The sequence below is a fragment of the Tractidigestivibacter sp. genome, from assembly GCF_050946515.1.
In the GTDB taxonomy this organism is placed as follows: Bacteria; Actinomycetota; Coriobacteriia; order Coriobacteriales; family Atopobiaceae; genus Tractidigestivibacter.
This window is the reverse complement of sequence record NZ_JBMNUX010000004.1, coordinates 141,126-158,868: the sequence shown is the minus strand read 5'-3', so window position 1 is coordinate 158,868 and position 17,743 is coordinate 141,126. Positions and strand designations below refer to the sequence as shown.

The 17,743-nt window shown below is 60.4% G+C and carries 15 protein-coding genes; 13 read left to right on the top strand and 2 right to left on the bottom strand.

Features of this window, described 5'->3' with window-relative positions; translation table 11 throughout:
* Window positions 1-393 precede the first annotated feature (393 nt).
* Both pyk and ACOYJL_RS04010 read right to left on the bottom strand, forming a co-directional pair.
* Complete coding sequence (gene pyk / locus ACOYJL_RS04015; protein WP_433568928.1) at window positions 394-1,848, bottom strand: pyruvate kinase; 1,455 nt, start codon at window positions 1,846-1,848, stop codon at window positions 394-396.
* 217 nt (window positions 1,849-2,065) lie between these two features.
* Window positions 2,066-3,094, bottom strand: coding sequence for a 2-hydroxyacid dehydrogenase (locus ACOYJL_RS04010; RefSeq protein WP_433568927.1), 1,029 nt, complete (start codon window positions 3,092-3,094; stop codon window positions 2,066-2,068).
* 338 nt (window positions 3,095-3,432) lie between these two features.
* On the opposite strand from ACOYJL_RS04010, the gene ACOYJL_RS04005 reads away from it, so the two are divergent.
* The 13 genes from ACOYJL_RS04005 to ACOYJL_RS03945 all read left to right on the top strand — a co-directional run bounded on the left by ACOYJL_RS04005 (window position 3,433) and on the right by ACOYJL_RS03945 (window position 17,675).
* A complete protein-coding gene (locus tag ACOYJL_RS04005; protein ID WP_433568926.1) occupies window positions 3,433-6,108 on the top strand; it encodes a cation-translocating P-type ATPase in 2,676 nt (891 codons plus the stop codon).
* Window positions 6,101-7,309 carry a ribosome small subunit-dependent GTPase A gene (rsgA, locus tag ACOYJL_RS04000; protein ID WP_433568925.1) on the top strand — a complete coding sequence of 403 codons (1,209 nt, stop codon included), beginning with the start codon at window positions 6,101-6,103 and terminating at the stop codon, window positions 7,307-7,309. Before ACOYJL_RS04005 ends, rsgA begins: the two co-directional genes overlap by 8 nt.
* 610 nt (window positions 7,310-7,919) lie before the next feature.
* Window positions 7,920-8,531 (top strand): SAF domain-containing protein, encoded by a 612-nt coding sequence (locus ACOYJL_RS03995; RefSeq protein WP_433568924.1) that lies wholly within the window; start codon window positions 7,920-7,922, stop codon window positions 8,529-8,531.
* A gap of 32 nt (window positions 8,532-8,563) precedes the next feature.
* Window positions 8,564-9,820 (top strand): AAA family ATPase, encoded by a 1,257-nt coding sequence (locus tag ACOYJL_RS03990; protein WP_433568923.1) that lies wholly within the window; start codon window positions 8,564-8,566, stop codon window positions 9,818-9,820.
* Window positions 9,821-11,146: a CpaF family protein gene (locus tag ACOYJL_RS03985; protein WP_433568922.1), complete on the top strand. Its 1,326-nt coding sequence runs from the start codon at window positions 9,821-9,823 to the stop codon at window positions 11,144-11,146. It begins immediately after the preceding gene.
* Window positions 11,125-12,066, top strand: coding sequence for a type II secretion system F family protein (locus ACOYJL_RS03980; protein ID WP_433568921.1), 942 nt, complete (start codon window positions 11,125-11,127; stop codon window positions 12,064-12,066). The genes ACOYJL_RS03985 and ACOYJL_RS03980 overlap by 22 nt, the downstream gene beginning before the upstream one ends.
* Window positions 12,066-12,719: a type II secretion system F family protein gene (locus ACOYJL_RS03975; RefSeq protein WP_433568920.1), complete on the top strand. Its 654-nt coding sequence runs from the start codon at window positions 12,066-12,068 to the stop codon at window positions 12,717-12,719. Before ACOYJL_RS03980 ends, ACOYJL_RS03975 begins: the two co-directional genes overlap by 1 nt.
* Window positions 12,720-12,761: 42 nt before the next feature.
* Window positions 12,762-12,959 (top strand): Flp family type IVb pilin, encoded by a 198-nt coding sequence (locus tag ACOYJL_RS03970; protein ID WP_433568919.1) that lies wholly within the window; start codon window positions 12,762-12,764, stop codon window positions 12,957-12,959.
* A gap of 20 nt (window positions 12,960-12,979) precedes the next feature.
* Window positions 12,980-13,474 (top strand): hypothetical protein, encoded by a 495-nt coding sequence (locus ACOYJL_RS03965; protein ID WP_433568918.1) that lies wholly within the window; start codon window positions 12,980-12,982, stop codon window positions 13,472-13,474.
* 190 nt (window positions 13,475-13,664) lie between these two features.
* Window positions 13,665-14,138 carry a TadE/TadG family type IV pilus assembly protein gene (locus ACOYJL_RS03960; protein WP_433568917.1) on the top strand — a complete coding sequence of 158 codons (474 nt, stop codon included), beginning with the start codon at window positions 13,665-13,667 and terminating at the stop codon, window positions 14,136-14,138.
* Window positions 14,113-16,212 (top strand): hypothetical protein, encoded by a 2,100-nt coding sequence (locus ACOYJL_RS03955; RefSeq protein WP_433568916.1) that lies wholly within the window; start codon window positions 14,113-14,115, stop codon window positions 16,210-16,212. Before ACOYJL_RS03960 ends, ACOYJL_RS03955 begins: the two co-directional genes overlap by 26 nt.
* 2 nt (window positions 16,213-16,214) lie before the next feature.
* Window positions 16,215-16,694: a hypothetical protein gene (locus tag ACOYJL_RS03950; protein ID WP_433568915.1), complete on the top strand. Its 480-nt coding sequence runs from the start codon at window positions 16,215-16,217 to the stop codon at window positions 16,692-16,694.
* 378 nt (window positions 16,695-17,072) lie between these two features.
* Complete coding sequence (locus ACOYJL_RS03945; RefSeq protein WP_433568914.1) at window positions 17,073-17,675, top strand: FHA domain-containing protein; 603 nt, start codon at window positions 17,073-17,075, stop codon at window positions 17,673-17,675.
* Window positions 17,676-17,743 lie beyond the last annotated feature (68 nt).

Genomic DNA, 17,743 nt, shown 5'->3' with positions numbered 1-17,743 from the left:
AGCCTGACACTCGCCGTCATGTTTATTAATCTGGGCCGGCGGAGATGGCGCGACCCCGAGCCGGCGGAGATGGCGCGACCCCGAGCCGGGGGGATGCAGCCCTAAATTGGGGAAGTGCGGCGCAGTCGGCTTTCCGCTCCGCAATTAATAAACACCACAGCGAGAAGAACGCCAGCATTTTCTTAATAAGGTGCCGCCATGTTTATTAATTCGGGCTCGCGTGGGGAAGGATCCCCGGCTCGAGCCCTGGGTTGCATGCATGGGGAAGAGCTCCGAGCTGCATGCGCGCTATCCGCAGAGCCCGCCGTCGCGACGGCAACAAAAAAGCAGCCCGGACGCCGTTGTGGCATCCGGGCTGTGAGTACAAAATGCAGCCGTGTGAGAAGCCCAGCTTTACTGAACCTGCGCGACCATAGCCATGTTCGTGCTGGTGGTGTAGTCGCCTTGGCGCGGAGAGGTCTGCGGGTCGCCGGCGGTGATGATCACGATGTCGCCAGCGCTCACGACGCCGTTCTCCTTGGCGACGGTCAGCGCGTTGTAGAGCGTGTTGGAGAGCGAGCCCTGCTCGGTGGTCTTGAAGGCGTAGACGCCCCAGTAGAAGCAGGTGCGACGGATTGCCTCCTCGCTCGGGCTCATTGCGTACAGCGGGATGCGCGGGCGGAAGTTGGAGACGATGCGAGCAGTACGGCCAGAGTGCGTGGGGCACAGGATGACCTTGGCATCAACGCGGTCGGCCATCTCGATTGCGGCGAAGCCGGTTGCCCCGTTCACATTGCGGACGCCACCGCGGTCGTGATAGTTGTGGCGCTCGGGCAGGTACTTCTCGGTCTCCTTGGCGACCTCGGCCATGGTCTTGACGGCCTCGACGGGGTACTTGCCCGCCGCAGTCTCGCCGGAGAGCATGACGCAGTCGGTGCCGTCGTAGATGGCGTTGGCTACGTCGGCGACCTCGGCACGCGTGGGGCGAGGGTTGCGAATCATGGAGTCGAGCATCTGCGTTGCGGTGATGACCGGCTTGTAGGCGTTGTTGCACTTCTGGATGATGGTCTTCTGGATGTGCGGGACCTCTGCGGGAGGAATCTCGACGCCCAAATCTCCGCGGGCAACCATGATTCCGTCGGCGGCGGCAAGGATCTCGTCGAAGTTCTTGACGCCGAGAACGCTCTCGATCTTCGGGAGGATCATGACGTGCGGGGTGCCCATCTCGATGCAGATGTCACGAATCTGCTTCACTGCGTCAGCGTCGCGGATGAAGGAGGCAGCAATGGCGTCGATGCCCAGCTCACAGCCAAACATGATGTCCGCGCGGTCCTGCTCGGTGACGGAGGGAAGCCCGATGTTGACGTTGGGGACGTTGACGCCCTTCTTCTCGCCGATCTCGCCGCCGTTGGTGACCACGCAGTGCATGTCATTGCCCTCGACGTGGTCGACCTCAAGGCCGACAAGGCCGTCGTCAATCAGGATGATGGAACCCTTCTCGACCTCGTTGGGGAGGTTGAGGTAATCGAGCGAGATGTGCTTTGCGTTGCCATGCCAGTCGTCAGAGGTGGGCTGGGCGGTGACGACAATCTCGTCACCGGTGTTGACGGTGACCTTCTGGCCGCCTTCGAGAAGTCCGGTTCTGACCTCGGGGCCCTTGGTGTCAAGCATGATGGCTACGGGAATCTTGAGCTCGGAGGAAACCTTGCGAACCCTCTCGATCATCTTGCGGTGATACTCGTGGCTCCCGTGAGAGAAGTTAAAGCGGGCGACGTTCATGCCGTTCAAGATGAGCTCGCGTAGGACGCTCTCGTCCTCAGTGGCGGGGCCCATGGTGCAGACAATCTTAGTCTTCTTCTTTGCGGGCACGGATGTTCCTTTCTATGTTGCTTCCTAACCCCGAACGGGCGGGGAAATGCAACCCCCATTTTAGCAAGCGGTCAATAATATCGGTGTAAGCCATGCTATGGAGAGAGAAAAAGCATAGGCATTGGTCACATTTCAGGTCGCATCGTACGGTTTAGAAAAAAGCCGCCCAAGCCAATGGCAAGAGCGGCTTTGCGTTCGACTTTTTGGAGCTGCTTTTCTAGCAGACGACGCTCCTGGCGACAAAGTCGGTGCCGCTCGCGAATGCGTGGGCATTGTCGAGCGTAACGCGGGCAATCTCTCCCAGGGCCTCCTTGGTGAAGAACGCCTGGTGAGAGGTCATGACGACGTTCGGGAACGAGCAGAAGCGCGCGGTGATGGAGCTGCCGAGGATCTGGTCCTCGCGGTCCTGATAGACGTTGGCGTTCTCCTCCTCGTAGACGTCCAGTCCAGCGGCGCCGATCTTGCCGGCGCGGATGCCGCGGATTAGGGCATTGGAGTCGACCAGGCCGCCACGGCCGGTGTTCACGAAGATGACGCCGTCCTTCATCTTGGAGATGGACTCGTCATTGATCATGTGGTAGCTCTGCTCGTTCAGGAAGGCATGCAGCGAGATGAGGTCAGCGCGAGCGTACAGCGAGTCGTAGTCGACCTTGCCATCCGTGACGTCGACGTACTCGTCGACGACATGCTCCTCGTCAACGAGCTTCTGGTTGGGATAGAGGTCAGCGCCGATGACGTACATGCCGAAGCCCTTGCAGATGCGGCAGAGGGCGGCGCCGATGCGACCGGTGCCGATGATGCCGGCGGTCTTGCCATGCAGGGTGACGCCGACAAGGCCGGTGAGGTCGAAGTTGTTCTCGCGAACGCGGATGTAGCCCTTGTGGATGCGGCGGTTGGCGCACAGGGCAAGGCCCATGGCGTGCTCGGCGATGGCCTCGGGGGAGTATGCGGGGACGCGCGTGACCCTCATGCCGAGGTCCTTGGCCACGGGCACGTTGACGGCGTCAAAGCCTGCGCAGCGCATAAGGACGAGCTTAACGCCAAAGCCAGCGAGAATCTCGAGCGTCATGGCGCCGCAGTCTGCGTTTACGAAGGCGCAGACCGCGTCATAGCCCTTTGCCAGGGCGGCTGTCATAGGAGTGAGGTTGGTCTCGGTGTAGTCAATCGAGACATCCGGATAGTCCGGAAGCTCCTTGTCGAAAGAGTCCTTGTCATAGCTTCTGGTGCCATAAAACAGAATCTTCATGAGCCGCCCTTTCCTCGATACGATGCGGAATCAATCTCGCACGCGCTAATGTGCGCTGATGCCCAAATTCTATCGCATGGGTCTTGGCTGTGGGAGCGTCAATGCCAACTCGTTTGAGGCGCATTTCAGGTTTTTCGGGTGCCGTTTCGGACCACGATGGCTCTATACAAGAGTGTGGAGCCTTGTCGGTGGGCGGTGCTTATCGAGCCTCCCATCGGGTAAACTGTCATAAGCATCTACAAGGCGTCCAGCATGGCAGCCTTGGAGAGCCCTTGCCCCTCCTGGGGAGTTATTATCGGGCTTCAATCTGCTGGACAATAGAAAACCCAGGAGGAGAAGTGAAGGACTATCTTGTCCCTGTCGAAGACGTGCTGGCTGAGCAGTCTTCGAACGCCGAGACTGGCCTTACCTCGCAGGAGGCGGCGGCGCGTCTTGAGAAAGTCGGTCCCAACAAGCTGAAGGAAGCAAAGAAGACGCCGGTTATCGTGCGCTTCTTCCAGCAGATGGCCGACCCGATGATCATCATGCTGATCGTCGCGGCAGTCATCTCGGCCATTACCGGCGCAATTCAGGGTGACGGCGACTTTGCCGACGTCATCATCATCTGCTTCGTCGTTATCGTGAACTCCGTCCTTGGCGTCGTTCAGGAGTCCAAGGCAGAGGAGGCGCTGGCGGCGCTTCAGGAGATGGCAGCCGCGCAGTCCAAGGTCGTGCGCGACGGGCACATCGTGACGGTGCCCTCCGCCGAGCTCGTCCCCGGCGACATCGTGGTGCTCGAGGCGGGAGACGCGGTTCCCGCAGACTGCCGCATCATCGAGAGCGCCTCGATGAAGATTGAGGAATCCGCCCTAACGGGCGAGTCGGTTCCTGTCGAGAAGTTCATCAACGTCCTGCAGCTTTCCGCCGGCACCGATGACGTGCCCCTAGGCGACCGCAAGAACATGTGCTACATGGGCTCTACCGTCGTCTACGGCCGCGGTCGCGCAGTGGTCGACGCCACCGGGATGAAGACCGAGATGGGCAAGATCGCAGACGCGCTCGCCCAGGCGGAAGACGAGGAGACCCCTCTCCAGAAGAAGCTGGACGAGCTCTCCAAGATCCTCTCCGTCCTGTGCATCATCATCTGCGCGCTGGTCTTCGTTGTCACCTGGATGAAGCACGGCATGGCCTTCTTCGACAACCTCCAGCTGGTGCTTGACACCTTCATGGTGGCCGTCTCGCTCGCCGTTGCCGCAATTCCTGAGGGACTTGCCGCCGTCGTGACCATCGTGCTTTCCATCGGTGTCACCAAGATGGCCAAGGAGAACGCCATCATCCGCAAGCTCACCGCCGTCGAGACGCTGGGCTGCACGCAGCTGATCTGCTCGGATAAGACCGGCACCCTCACGCAGAACAAGATGACCGTCGTGCGCCACGAGACGCAGGACCTTGACTCGCTGGTCACCTGCATGGCGCTCTGCTCCGACGCCAAGTGGGACGACGCCGAGCAGAAGGCCGTGGGCGAGCCCACCGAGGCCGCCCTTGTCGCCGACGCAGCGCAGCGTGGCTTCACCTCGATGGGCCTGGACAGCCAGAACCCGCGCTTGGGCGAGGCTCCCTTCGACTCTGGCCGCAAGATGATGTCCGTCGTCAACCGCAACCCCTCCGGCAAGATCGTTCAGCACACCAAGGGCGCCCCTGACGTCGTGCTCTCTCGCTGCACCAAGATCCAGACCGCAGACGGCGTCGTGGACATGACCGACGAGATGCGCGACGAGATCCTGCGCAAGAACAAGGCCATGGCAGACGACGCGCTGCGCGTCATGGCAGCGGCACGCCGCAACTGGGACAAGGAGCCCGAGAGCTACGACGCCGCCTACCTTGAGCAGGACATGACCTTCATTGGCCTGTCCGGCATGATCGACCCCGTCCGTCCTGAGGCGAAGGCGGCCATCAAGGAGGCGCACTCCGCGGGCATTCGCGTTGTCATGATTACGGGCGATCACATCGACACTGCCGTGGCAATCGCGCGCGAGCTTGGCATCATCGAGGACCGCAGCCAGGCCATCACGGGCGCCGAGCTCGACAAGATCTCCGACGAAGACTTCATGACCAAGATCGAGGACTATGGCGTCTATGCCCGCGTCCAGCCCGAGCACAAGGTCCGCATCGTCGACACGTGGAAGAAGAAGGGCAAGATCGTCGCTATGACCGGCGACGGCGTGAACGACGCTCCGTCAATCAAGCGCGCCGACATCGGCATCGGCATGGGCATCACCGGCACCGACGTCACCAAGAACGTGGCAGACATGGTGCTTGCCGACGACAACTTCGCCACGATCGTCTCGGCCGTCGAAGAGGGCCGCAGGATCTACGACAACATCAGGAAGGCAATCGCGTTCCTGCTTTCCTCCAACCTTGCCGAGGTCATTGCCGTCTTCGTTGCGTCGCTCGTTGGCTTCACGATTCTTGAGCCCACGCACCTTCTGTGGATCAACCTGATCACCGACTGCTTCCCGGCGCTGGCAATGGCCATGGAGGCCGCCGAGCCCGGTCTGATGAAGCGCAAGCCGCGCAACTCCGATGATGGCATCTTCGCCAACGGCATGGGCGGCGACTGCATCTTCCAGGGCATCGTGGTCTCCGCCCTGACCCTGATCTCGTACTTCGTCGGCCTGCACATCGAGGGCGTGCCTCTGGAGACGGTCGTCTCCGGCGCCGACCCCGGCCTGGATGGCATGACCATGGCGTTCCTCACGCTCTCCATGGTCGAAATGTTCCATTCGTTCAACATGCGCAGCCGTCGCCAGTCCGTCTTCAAGCTGCCCACGCAGAACAAGTGGCTGTGGCTTGCCTTCGCCGGCTCGCTCGTGCTGACCTTCGTGGTCATCGAGACCCCGCTTTCCCAGGCCTTTGACTTCGCCGAGATCAGCGCTGGCGAGTACGGAATCGCCATGCTGCTCGCGTTCTGCATCATCCCGATCGTCGAGATCTACAAGGCGATAATGCGCGCCGTCGAGAAGAAGCGTGCATAACTTGGCCGCGGCCAAGCGAACAAGTAGGAAAGGCCGCCCGAGCAAGGCTCGGGCGGCACATGGCGCCGGTGGGTCCGCAGAGGGCCTGCCGGCGCTCTCCTCGCTTGCCGACCTCCCGACGTTCTCCGAGCTTGCCCCCTCTGAGCGCCAGAAGAGCGCGTTTGGCAAGGCTGCTGCCGACGCTGCCGCGGCCCTTGGCTGCGACGTGAGCGAGATGGCGCTCGGCTGCGTCGTGCGCCTTGACAGGGGCTTCCCGGCCGTCGTGAGCGAGGACGCGCTCTTTCGCGCGGAGTTCTCTGCGCACCTCACAAAGGGGGAGAACTCGCGCGTGGCCGTGGGCGACTGGGTGCTGGCGCGCTTGCCGGCTGGGCACGACATGGGGCTCATCCTGCAGATTCTCCCGCGAGAGAGCGACATTGCGCGTTGGCGTGGCGGCGCTCGCGGCGAGAAGCAGACGCTGGCTGCAAACGTGGACACCGTGCTTGTGGTGCAGCAGCTCGGCGCGCAGCCCATCTCGTGCGAGAGGGTCGCTCGCTCTGCCGTTATCGCGCGCGACTGCGGGGCAAAGGCCGCCATCGTCTTCACCAAGGCCGACCGTGCGCCGAGCGACGTGCTCAAAGAGGACGTCGCAATCGTCCGCGACGTCTTGGGCGAGGAGAGCCCTTTGGTGATGACCTCGTCTGCTCATGACGAAAAGGCCGCGCGAGCAGAGAGCGATGCCTCTGGGCTGGGAGTCCCTTGGGGCTCCGACAGCGTGCGCGCGCTGGTTCCCACAGGGCAGGTGGCCATCGTCTTGGGCGAGTCTGGCGCGGGAAAGTCGACGCTTCTGAACACGCTCCTTGGAAAAGACGTCCTCAAGACCGGGGCGGTCAGAGGCTCTGACGACGCAGGGCGGCACACCACAGTGGCAAGGCGCATGGTGTCGGTTCCTGGAGGTGGCGTCATCGTGGACGAGCCTGGTTTGAGGAGCCTTCCCATCGTGGGCCATGAGCGCGGCCTTGCGGCGGTGTTTCCCGAGATTGCGGGCGCTGCGCAAGGATGCCGCTTCCGAGACTGCACGCACACGCGCGAGCCAGGGTGCCAGGTGCTCGAGCTGCTCGCAAGCGGCACCATCTCAAAGCGGCGCTACGACGCCTACGTGGCCCTGGCGGCCGAGATGCGCGAGAGCGCTCGCTCGCTTGACCCGGACGTTGTCATCTAGAGGATGTGGCGGCGCTCGGCACCCTGCGCGCGCTGGCGCGGCATCAAATAGCTTGCCTCTTGTCAGCGCGACGCCAAGTCGGTCTGGCTATTGATGTGTCGTCTCGAGTTTTCAACAATCTGGCATAGGTCCGGTACATAAAAAATCTCATCATATGGAGCCCGTCGCACTAGTGACAGGGCTCCATACTTCTTATACGCGCCTGGTCGCGGTCTCCTACCTGCGTCAATGCCCCAAAATCAGCGCTCTGGGCTCGTTTTGGTACGGTACGCGAAAAAATGCCAACGTCGTAGAAAAGTCATCGTGCAGGCATTGCTACCTGCTCAAACGTTGATTCTGAAAGACTTGCTGCCATTTGGTGAAAGGCTTCTTTTGGCTCGCGCGCTAGTTTCGGGCCGCTTGAACCCCCAAGGCGGCAGAATGCTCTTACCTCAGCTTAGGCGGTCGTGGGGAAGGGAGATGGGTCTTCGTGTCTCGGCGTTTCAGAATCATGCTTGCTGGAGCATTCGCGCTGCTCGCGGTCGTTCTTTGCCTTGCATATGGCGAAGAGGTGCGAGCGGAAGAGCAAAAGTCTCGTCAAGAGTCACTCGAGCGTTATGGCGGCGAAGTCGTGAGCGTTCTCGTAGCTTCAAGTACGCTTGAGGCCGGCGAGACCATCAGCTCAAGCAACGCAGAGCTTCGCGACTGGGTGAGCGATCTTGTTCCCGAGGGCGCAATCACGAGTTTAGGCGACGCGCAGGGAAGGCAGCTTACCGAACCCGTTTCTGCTGGAGAGCCAATCTGCCAAATCGACTTCCGCGATGCAGAGAGCTCTGTGGAGATTCCTTCCGGCATGGTCGCATTTTCGCTTTCCATAACTGGCGAGCTGGGCGTTCCCGGGGGCGTTGCGGCGGGCGACAAGCTTGTTGCCTACAAGGTCTCAGACGGATCCGTGGAGCTTCTGAGCTCGGATGTCGTGGTCCTCTCAATGCCAAGCCAGGCGCAGTCGCTCTCGTCCTCTCAGTCGATGTCCATTGCGGTGCTTCCTGGCGACCTCCCCAGGATTCTGACGTCTTCGACCGAGGGGAGCCTGAGGCTGGCGGCTCCAGCGGAGGGGCTGACCCTTGATGACTCTGGGTTTGCAAGCGCTCCGACGAGCGTGGGAGCAACAGACGAGGAGGGCACGGCCAACGATGGATCAGCCGATAACGGTGCAGCTGCCAATGGCAGCGCGGAATCGTAGACAGGCGAGATAAAGACGCAGGAGGTTGCGAAATGAGCAATGCATGGATGTCGGTGTGCCCAGAGTCCGAGCGAAAAACCATGCTCAGGGCGCTTGACTCGGTGGATTCAGGGGCAACTTGCCAATTCGTCGGCGACGCGGCGGGGCTTAGGAACAGGCTCCAAGAGAGCGAGCCGGGGAGATACGGCGCCATCGTTGGCCTCACAAAAAGTGGCATTTCTGACATCAACCTCGCCGCAGCCATAGCGGCAGACGGGCGGGCGCAAAGGGTCGTGCTGGTGAGAAGATCGCCCTCCGGGTCACTGAGGTCCCGCGCTGCACGCGCTGGTATTGACCTAGTGATAAACCCCGACGACCTTCCCGGCGTGGTCGCGTCCGAGACAGTGCGCACCCGCGCCGTCGTACAAGATCGTAAGAGGGACGGGGGTCTCGACTCGGTCTTGCCGACGCGGGTGACACTGTCAGAAGGGCATGCTCCCGTGATCACGTTCTGTTCGGGTAGGGGAGGCGTGGGAAAGACCTCAATTGTTGCCTGCGGCGCGGTCGCCGCCGCGTCGTGGGGAATGAGCGTTGAGGTCGTCGACCTCGACCTTTCCTGCGGAAATCTCTACTCGGCATTTGGGCTGCCAGGAGGCTCCGATCTGTCCCGTCTTAGCACTGAGATAATCGACGATTCTGACGAGCTACAGCGGACTGGCCTTACGGCGACCGATGGCGTTCGACTTTGGGGTCCATGCAAGCGGCCAGAGACGGCCGAGCTTGCGATGCCTCTGGTAGCCAATCTGATTGAGCGTCTCTCTGCTATGTCTGACCTCGTGCTTATTGACACTTCTCCTACGTTCACCGAAGCGGTGGCGACGGCGTCTACAAGAAGTGACCGAGTGGTGCTCGTACATGACCAGCGCCCAGGATCTCTTGCTTCTCTTGCCCGCACCAGCGGTCTTGTCGTGCGTCTGGGCGTTGCTCGCACGCGCATTGCTCGCTTGGAAAATCGTGCGAATCCGCGGACGCGCCCAGACCCCTCGTTTGGTCGCGCCGAGGTTGGTCTTGAAGCGGCGCGGGGATTTCGTGTCTTCGATGGCGGCGATGAGGTCGCTGATTATATCTCGGCTGGTGAGGCTGCCGAGCTTGTGAAGCTCGGCTCTCCCTTTACCGACTCTGTTTCGAGCTCTCTGGCACAGATTCTCGAGGAGCTCGGAAGGCTTCCTAGCTGTGACGAAGCAAAGCGTGCCGCTCACGTGACGCGCGAGAGAAAAGGAATCTTTGGCAGAAGGAGGGAGGCGAGCTAAATGTCCGTGCTTCAGATGGTGCAGGCGGAGGAAGAGCGGCAAGGAAGGTCGGAAGTACAAGCACGTGACTTGCGAGCTCAGCGCGAGAATCTGAAGTCCCAGCTCGTTGAACGCTTGGGCCTCTCTACGATTGCGTCGATGGTCTCAGCGGAGTCTCTTGCCGAGGTAAAGGACAGCCTGTCCGTAAGCTGTCAAGCCATTGTCAATTCCGGCGGCTACGAGGAGCTCACCCCTGACGAGGCAATGTCCGTAATCTCTCAGGTAATCAACGAGATTTGTGGTCTCGGTCCTATTCAGCCACTCCTCGAGGACGATAGCGTGACCGAAATCATGATCAACGGCTGCTCGTCGCTCTTCTACGAGCGTGAAGGAGAGCTTCACTCTGCTCCCGCAGCGTTTGACTCTCCCGAGCAGATCATGATTGTAATCGACCGTATCTTGGCTCCTCTTGGCAGGCGACTTGATAGAAGCAGCCCCATCGTAAATGCCCGATTGGCGAATGGCGACCGCGTGAATGCCGTTGCCGAGCCCATTGCAATAAACGGGCCAGTTGTCACCATTCGACGGTTCTCTGACAGGATTCGTACGCTGGGAAGGCTCGTCGAGCTTGGCTCGCTCCCAAAATGGTACGCAAAGCTCCTCTCATGGGCCGTTCGGACACGTCAGGGAATAGCCGTTGCTGGCGGTACCGGATCGGGGAAGACGACACTTCTCAACGCCCTGTCTTGCGAGATTGAGCCAAGCGAACGCATCATCACCATCGAGGATTCCGCCGAGCTTCGCTTTGACGAGCATCCCGACGTCGTGAGCTTGGAGGCGCGAAGCGCGTCAATTGAGGGCTCTGGCGAGATCACCATTCGTGACCTTGTGAAAAATGCCCTTCGAATGAGACCCGACCGCATTGTCGTGGGCGAGGTCCGCGGCGAAGAGTGCATTGACATGCTCCAGGCCATGAACACCGGACATGATGGATCGCTCACCACCCTCCATGCGGGGACAGCCGAAGAGGCGGTGCTCCGCCTGGTCTTGATGGCGCGCTTTGGTATGGATCTTCCCACTGACATCATCGAGGAGCAGATAGCTACGGCAATCGACCTTGTCGTGATGTCTCGGCGCATGCCTGATGGCTCGCGCGTCATTTCTTCCACCTCAGAGGTTGGCTGGGACGCCGACAAACGCTCGGTGAGGCTTGATGAGTGCGTTTCTTTCGACCCGGCTAGCAGAAGCTGGAGGCTCAAGAGGCGTCCCGCCTTTCTGGACCATGCTGTTGCCGCCTCGATTCTGAGCGAGAAGGAGGTTGAAAGATGGGAGCAATCGTGCAGCTAGCGGCTGCAGGAAGTGCCTTTGCGGGCGTCTGCGTGCTTCTTTCGCCAGCGGGCGGAGGGGTTGGTCTCGTGGCTGAGCGCCTTCGCCGTGCCCTGACAAGAAGGCTTGCGGCGCTGTTCGTACGTGTTGGAAGGGCGTACGTCGTAGCGATACTGCTCAGTGGCGAAGATTGGTCTAGTGCGGCAAGAAGGCTTGCGGCGTCGTCGCGCAAGAGGTCGTTGGCTCTTGATGCGCCATCAGCCTGCGCCGCGCTGATGCTTGCTGGTCTTGCCGGGGGCCTTCTCGCTGGAATCCTTTTCTGGTCTCCCACCTCTTGCGCAGCCGTGCTCATTGCCGAGCGCGTGGCACTTCACTTTAGGCGGATCTCATCAGAGCAGTCCCGCGAGCGCCAAGCCTCCCGTGAGATGCCGGGCACGCTCAGGACCCTTTCCGTGGCTCTTGGCTCGGGTCAGACGCTTGCCCAAGCAATCGAATACGTGGGCGATCATGGCGAAGGACCCGTTGCCCAAGGGTTTTCCGAGGCGGCACTCAGAATCAAGTGCGGGACGCCAACGGAGGACTCCCTGGACGAGCTTGCCAGAGAGCTTCGCGCGCCTGGCATGGAAATGCTGGTCACGGCGCTCGTGATTTCGCATAGAACGGGAAGCCCGCTGAGGGATCTGCTGACGCGCTCTGCCTCTTTGGTCGAGCGCCAAGAGGAATTCCGCCGCTCGCTCTCGGCAAAGACAGCCCAGGTCCGGCTTTCGGCGAAAATTGTCTGCACGCTGCCGTTTCTCATGATTTTGCTGCTCTCGCTCATATCTCCGGACTTCCAACGGGGCTTGATGACGCCCATTGGCCTTGGGTGCGTGTGCGGGGCGGCTCTGATTGACGCTCTGGCCGTGCTGGTCATCAGACGAATCATGAGGGGGGCACTCTGATGGACGGCTTAGCCCTTGCGCTTGTGGGGCTTTCGGGGGCGTCGGCGATGGCCTCTGTGGAGGTCATCGCTCGAGGAAAGGCGCCTATGCGATTCGGAACCAAAGGAGGTGCTTCGGCGGACCTTGGTCATGCATTGGAGCGAGTGCAGTCCCTTGGCGTAGTGAGGGAGCTGGAGAAAGACTCGGAGCTGTCTCGGAGAAGGGCCGCGTGCCTGCACGAGATGCCCGTGCTCATAGACACGCTCACGCTCGGTCTCTCGTCGGGGCTTTCGTTTGACGCCTCGCTTGAGCTCTACTGTGAGCGTTTTGACACGCAGCTTGCGAGCGCTTTCTCCGAAGCAATGCTCAGTTGGAGAATTGGGGCTTCTAGCAGGGAGGAAGCGCTAAAGGGAATGGCGCGAGAGCTTGGGGTTCCAGCGCTTTCGCGATTCGCGTCGGTCGTGTCTGAATCTCTTGCATTTGGAACGCCGCTTGCGGCTGCGCTTGAGTCGCAAGCCCAAGCTCTGAGAGAAGAGCAACGGTCGGATACCGAGGAGCAGATTGAAAAGGCATCGGTGAAGATGCTGATTCCGCTTGGGACTCTCATCGTCCCGGCAATGCTTCTGGCAATTCTGGGTCCGCTTTTGTCGTCTGCCGTTACGACTGTCGGGTGAAAAGTCATGGCGCTGTGCCATGCGGAGAGGGAGGAGTGAGTCATGAAATGCAAAAACGTCGTACTGAAGGTAGGGGCAGAGCTACGAAGGGCAGCTCGCGAGCAAAGAGGCCAGGGCACAACGGAGTACGCGATTCTTGTCGGAGTGCTTGTGGTCATCGCAATCGTGGCAATCGTGGCGTTTCGCGACAGGGTGTCTCAGCTTTGGAACGCCATCGCAGAAGGCATCAATTCTCTCTAGCGTCTCGTGTGGTCTGCGCCGTGGCATTGGCGTCGATCGTTCTTGCAACGGCACTCTTGGTCGGTCGCATGGAGAAGAGCCCAGAGGGTTCCGTCGAAGGCAAGATGGGTCTTTCTGGCGAGGGCTTCTTCGAAACGCGAGGCATAGACGGTGCCGGCTCCTCGAGCTCTCTCGGAGAAGGCGAAGACGGCCAAGTCGGTCAGATGGTTGAGGGCGTGCAGCTTGGTGGCGTTCCGCAGGTGGGGAGCAAGTCCGGGTCGGGGTCTTGGGAGGTATCGCTGTCTCTTCCCGATGCCGGATCTCAACTGATTCAAGAGTATCAGGAGCTCCATGATTGCTCGCTCGTGAGGTCTGGCTACCTCGATTTGTTTGGAAACGTCTGGGGAATGGCCGTTCAGGGGGCTGGATGGTCGGAAGTTTGCGTCATTCAAGAGAAGGAAGGAGATCAGTCATGTGTTGTCACGCTCTTCTACATGGACGCGACGGAGTGGGTGGCGCCGACGGAGGCGCAATGAGGGGCTCTTGCGGGCAGTCGACGCTTGAATATGCCCTTGTGCTGATTGCCTTTCTCGCGATGGCATCCGCATGCGGTCTAATATGGCATGCCGCTCAAGATGGTGCGCTCACAAGGCTTGCGGCAGACGCTGCGTCCCACGCCACAGGCCCCTCATTAATTTCGACGCTGCAAGACGTTATGGGGTTCTAGTGGGAAAGGACAGGGGGCAGCGCGGCCAGGCAACTGTTGAGGCTGCCGCGCTGATCCCCGTCATGATGGTCGTGCTTGCCCTGCTCATGCAGCCGGCAATGCTGCTTTATACAAGGTCGGTGATGTCAGGGGCGGCGGCAGAGGCGGCGCGTCTTGCCTCGACTGCGAGCGTCGACGAGAGAGACGAGCTTTGCCGCAGCTATGTCCTGCGCCGCCTCGAAGCTGTGCCGAGCGTCTCTTGCTTTCACGCCGGAGGAAAGGAGGACTGGCAAGTTTCCACAAGCGTAAGCGGCTCTTCGATTCGAATTGAAATCGTGGGGCATGTGCGGCCCCTTCCGCTCATGGGCGCGCTCGCGCAGGCATTTTCTGAGCGCGATGAGCAGGGGATTGTGCTTCGCGTCTCGTGCGAGCGCGAAATGAGGGCCGATTGGGTGAAAGGAGGCTACGATGATTGGGTTGAAACCTGGGGGTAAGCCAACCCGTGGCGGCAATGGCGGACATAGGCTTCGTGCCGGTCTCGATCTCTTTATTGACGATGAGGGTGGCTATACCACGGTGACCGTTGCCGTGGCGCTTCTGGTGAGCCTTTCGCTCGTCTTTGCGGCTGCATCTGCAGAGTGGGTCATGGCGCGCTCCTATGAGGTGCAGCCTGTTGCCGATGCCGCGGCTCTTGCCGGGGAGAATGCCGTCGCCTCCTATGTCACGATTGCAAAGGTGCTCGATTCGTGCGTGTTGAGCATGGGACTTGCTGGGCTTCTTGTACTTGGAGCAGGTCTTGTGATGTCCTGCATTCCGGTAACAAGCGCTTTGGGCGCAGAGGTCTGCCAAGCTGGCGGCAAGATTTTGGACGCGCGGCGTAGCTTTTCGCAATCTGCAAGCGAGGGGTTGCAGCGGCTGGAAAAGCTCTTGCCGACAATCGTCGTCGCCAACTCCGCATCGTGCGTCTCTGCCAACTCGGACGAAAGCGGCATCTCTTATGTTGGCTGCGCCATCCCGCTTCCGACGGAGTCGATGTCTGACTTCTCGTCGCTTGCTTCAGACGTGGAGAGCGCCGAGCTAAGCGAGAATGCCAAAGACCTGCAGGATGCCTCAGGAGCTCTCAAGGATGCGCAAGATAGGGCAAACGAGGCGCGCCATCGTGGATGGGAGGCCGATTGCGGATCGAAGCCCTATTGCCTGCAGGAACGCGCGGCCAGCCTTGCTGGTCTTTCGGGTAGCCAGAACCCCTTCTATCCAAGCGAGGAGAGCTGGACCTTTGGCGCTCCGCTGCTACGCGCGCGCTGCTACTATGCGTCACGCCTTGCCACCGAGTCACCAGCAAGCTCGTCCGTTGAGGACATTACCGAATCTTCTGCTCGTCGCGAGTTCTATCGCTATGCGCTAGCTGAGGTGAATAGAGGAAGCTACGTCGAGAACCCAGACGGGTCGGTTGATATCGACCTCCCCTCTCTTCCGCATAACGCTGAAGAGACCCGAGCTTGCTCTCTCTATACGGATTCCGTCTGGCCCTGCACCCAGGAGGAGGGAGGGCGAACCCTTCACTCGAGCTTGTCCTGCCCAGGAGCCGCGGGGTCGTCTTTGGGGACGGCATCGCTTGCAGACCTTGATAGCGGTGCGGTCTTGCGCTGTGAGACCTGCCAAATGGACGTTGGTGTAATGGGAAGGGTCGCCGCTGCGTCCACCTCGACCTCCAATGGCTTTGAACATTATTGGCGGCAGATTGTGGAGGCATCCAAAGACTACGAATCTGCCCACGACGATCAGGCAGAGGCGGAAGGGCAACTCAAAGACATTGCCAAGGAAACGAGTGACTCCTTTTCCAAGGCGCTCGACCAGCTGTCTGCGGTGCGACCAACCATATGTCCGCCAGGGGCATGGGGCTGCGTCGCGGTAGTCGCAAGGCAGAGCTCAACGACCATCCCCACAGAGCTTACCGCGTCATTTCTCTCGTCGGGAGAGCTCCCTCCAGGAGCCGCAGTGTCTGCAGCGGCACTCGCCCCAGATGACTCGACCGCCGACAACAACGTTCTTGCAAGCTTCTTCGATGGCGTGGCTGCAAGCGGCGCAGGATCCGCTGCGGGAGGAGCCCTTGATGGGGTTTTCGAGCTTTGGGGCAGCCTGCTTGTGAACTATGGAGCTTCATACGATGCAGTTTCTTCAACTGCAGGAAATTTTCTCGACCGTGTCGATGGCGTCTTTGGTGGCACGACTGGCGCTTGGCTCAAGCAGAAGATGAAGAGCCTCGTCGAGAAGGTCGGCATGCAGCCAGTTGACATGAGGCTGATGAAGCCGGTTCTGGCAGGTACGAGCTCGGTGCTTGGAAAGGCTGGCTACGACGATGCGGCGCAAATCCGCAAGCTCGTTGAGGGCCTTCCGTCCACAACGAGCACGCGCGACCTTGCGCGAGAGTTGGGAGTTTGGCTTATCGAAGACAAGCAGCTGGGAAAGTTCACGATTGCGACGATAACGATTCCAGGGACGGATGTGTCATATGACCTCACGATAGACCTTACGGACGTGCTGGTCGGGCTAGCAAGGGCGGCGTGACCATGGATAACAGCGGGGGAGCGGCACGAAGGTCCCAACGAGGGCAGATGACCGTGGAGCTTGCGGTGCTGCTTCCTGTGGTGATCGTGATCGGGCTTGTCGTAGTGAACCTCATGGAGTTCGTGGACGCATGCGCTGCGTTTGACCGGCTCTGCGACGACGTTGTAATTGCGCAGGGAGTCTCGCCCTCTGGAGAGCAGACGCAGATGGCTTCCGTCGAGGCGGTGCGCTCTGAGCTCTCGTCGGCATTGGGAAGGGAGAGGTATTGCTCGGTAGAGGTGAGCGCGACAAAGCTCTCCGAAGATGAGGAAGCGGGCTCGCTGTCGGAATCTCCGCTGCTTACGCGCTATACGTGCACGCTGGTTTTTCGTCCGTGGCCTCGAAGCGTGAGGCTGCCAGGAATCTCGTACGAGGCGCCCTTCACGCTGACGCACGAAAGGACGCTCGTTGTTGACAGGTATCGACCGGGGGTGGTGCTGTGATGGTGCAGTGGATGGGTCTTGCAATCGACGCGTCAAGCGAGCCGCCTCAGGAGTTCAGAGTGCTTAGAACGCATGGGGAACGCTTGGTGGGGCTTCTCGGCACCCGCCCCGATGCGAGCCAAGTAGCCCTTCTACGTTGCGGATCCATTCACACCTTTGGAATGACCTATCCCATTGACGTGGCAGTCGTATCTGGCGATGGATTGGTGCTTTCGGCGAGAAGGTCTCTCCCTGCAGGGAGGTTTCACTCGTCGAAGGGCGGCTTCCTCACTTTGGAGAGACCAACGTCGAAGCAGCCGTGGTACGAGCGGGGACAGAGACTGAGGGTTGTCTCGCTTTGCGCGTATGACGAGCATGCGCTTTAGGAGGGTGCGAAGGATGAAAGAGTATCTGACAAAGGTGTGCCCGCGCTGCGGGGAGGAGCTCTTCGATGACATGGACGTCTGCTATGGGTGCCTTTACGAATTTCCGAAAGAAAACGCTGAGAAAGAAAGCGTGGCCCAAGCCGTCGAGCTGCCTATAGATGACGAGATCCCATCCCTTGCAGAGGAAGAGCCTTTCAAGTGGGATCAAGGGATGGCCCCTGCCGAGTTCGATTGGGAGGACGACACCCTTGACCTCTCCCTTGCTTGCGAGGCCGCAGGGCGGGCGACGGGACAGCCGCTCGCGCTCTTTCGTACCCCCTCTATGGATGTGAGTCTCCCCATCCCAAAGGCGGGCATGTCGATTGGTCGAGGTCCCGACAACGACGTTATCTTGCATTCGCGCGCCGTCTCGCGCTCACACGTAAGGCTCTTCGTACGTGACGGAACTGTCATTGCCCAAGACATGGGCGCCACGAATCCGGCGCTGTATCGGGGAAGAGAAGTGGGGGAGGGGACTCAAATTCCTTTTGGAGGAACCATCTCCGTCTGCGGGACCTTCGTAACAGTCATTTCTGCGCGCCGACTTCCGCTGCGAGGCGATAGCGCTAACGGCTAGGATTAGGGACTGCGGGGCCTCTGCTATTCTGTTCGGAGAAAGCCGTTTGTCCTTAGGGCGCTTGCGCC

What these genes read in the sequence shown, in the direction of transcription:
- ACOYJL_RS03980 (WP_433568921.1), top strand. Translation starts at nt 11,125, where the DNA reads ATGGGAGCAATCGTGCAGCTAGCGGCTGCAGGAAGTGCCTTTGCGGGC.
- ACOYJL_RS03955 (WP_433568916.1), top strand. Translation starts at nt 14,113, where the DNA reads ATGATTGGGTTGAAACCTGGGGGTAAGCCAACCCGTGGCGGCAATGGC.
- ACOYJL_RS04010 (WP_433568927.1), bottom strand. Translation starts at nt 3,094, where the DNA reads ATGAAGATTCTGTTTTATGGCACCAGAAGCTATGACAAGGACTCTTTC.
- ACOYJL_RS03970 (WP_433568919.1), top strand. Translation starts at nt 12,762, where the DNA reads ATGAAATGCAAAAACGTCGTACTGAAGGTAGGGGCAGAGCTACGAAGG.
- ACOYJL_RS03950 (WP_433568915.1), top strand. Translation starts at nt 16,215, where the DNA reads ATGGATAACAGCGGGGGAGCGGCACGAAGGTCCCAACGAGGGCAGATG.
- ACOYJL_RS03990 (WP_433568923.1), top strand. Translation starts at nt 8,564, where the DNA reads ATGAGCAATGCATGGATGTCGGTGTGCCCAGAGTCCGAGCGAAAAACC.
- ACOYJL_RS03945 (WP_433568914.1), top strand. Translation starts at nt 17,073, where the DNA reads ATGAAAGAGTATCTGACAAAGGTGTGCCCGCGCTGCGGGGAGGAGCTC.
- ACOYJL_RS03975 (WP_433568920.1), top strand. Translation starts at nt 12,066, where the DNA reads ATGGACGGCTTAGCCCTTGCGCTTGTGGGGCTTTCGGGGGCGTCGGCG.
- ACOYJL_RS03985 (WP_433568922.1), top strand. Translation starts at nt 9,821, where the DNA reads ATGTCCGTGCTTCAGATGGTGCAGGCGGAGGAAGAGCGGCAAGGAAGG.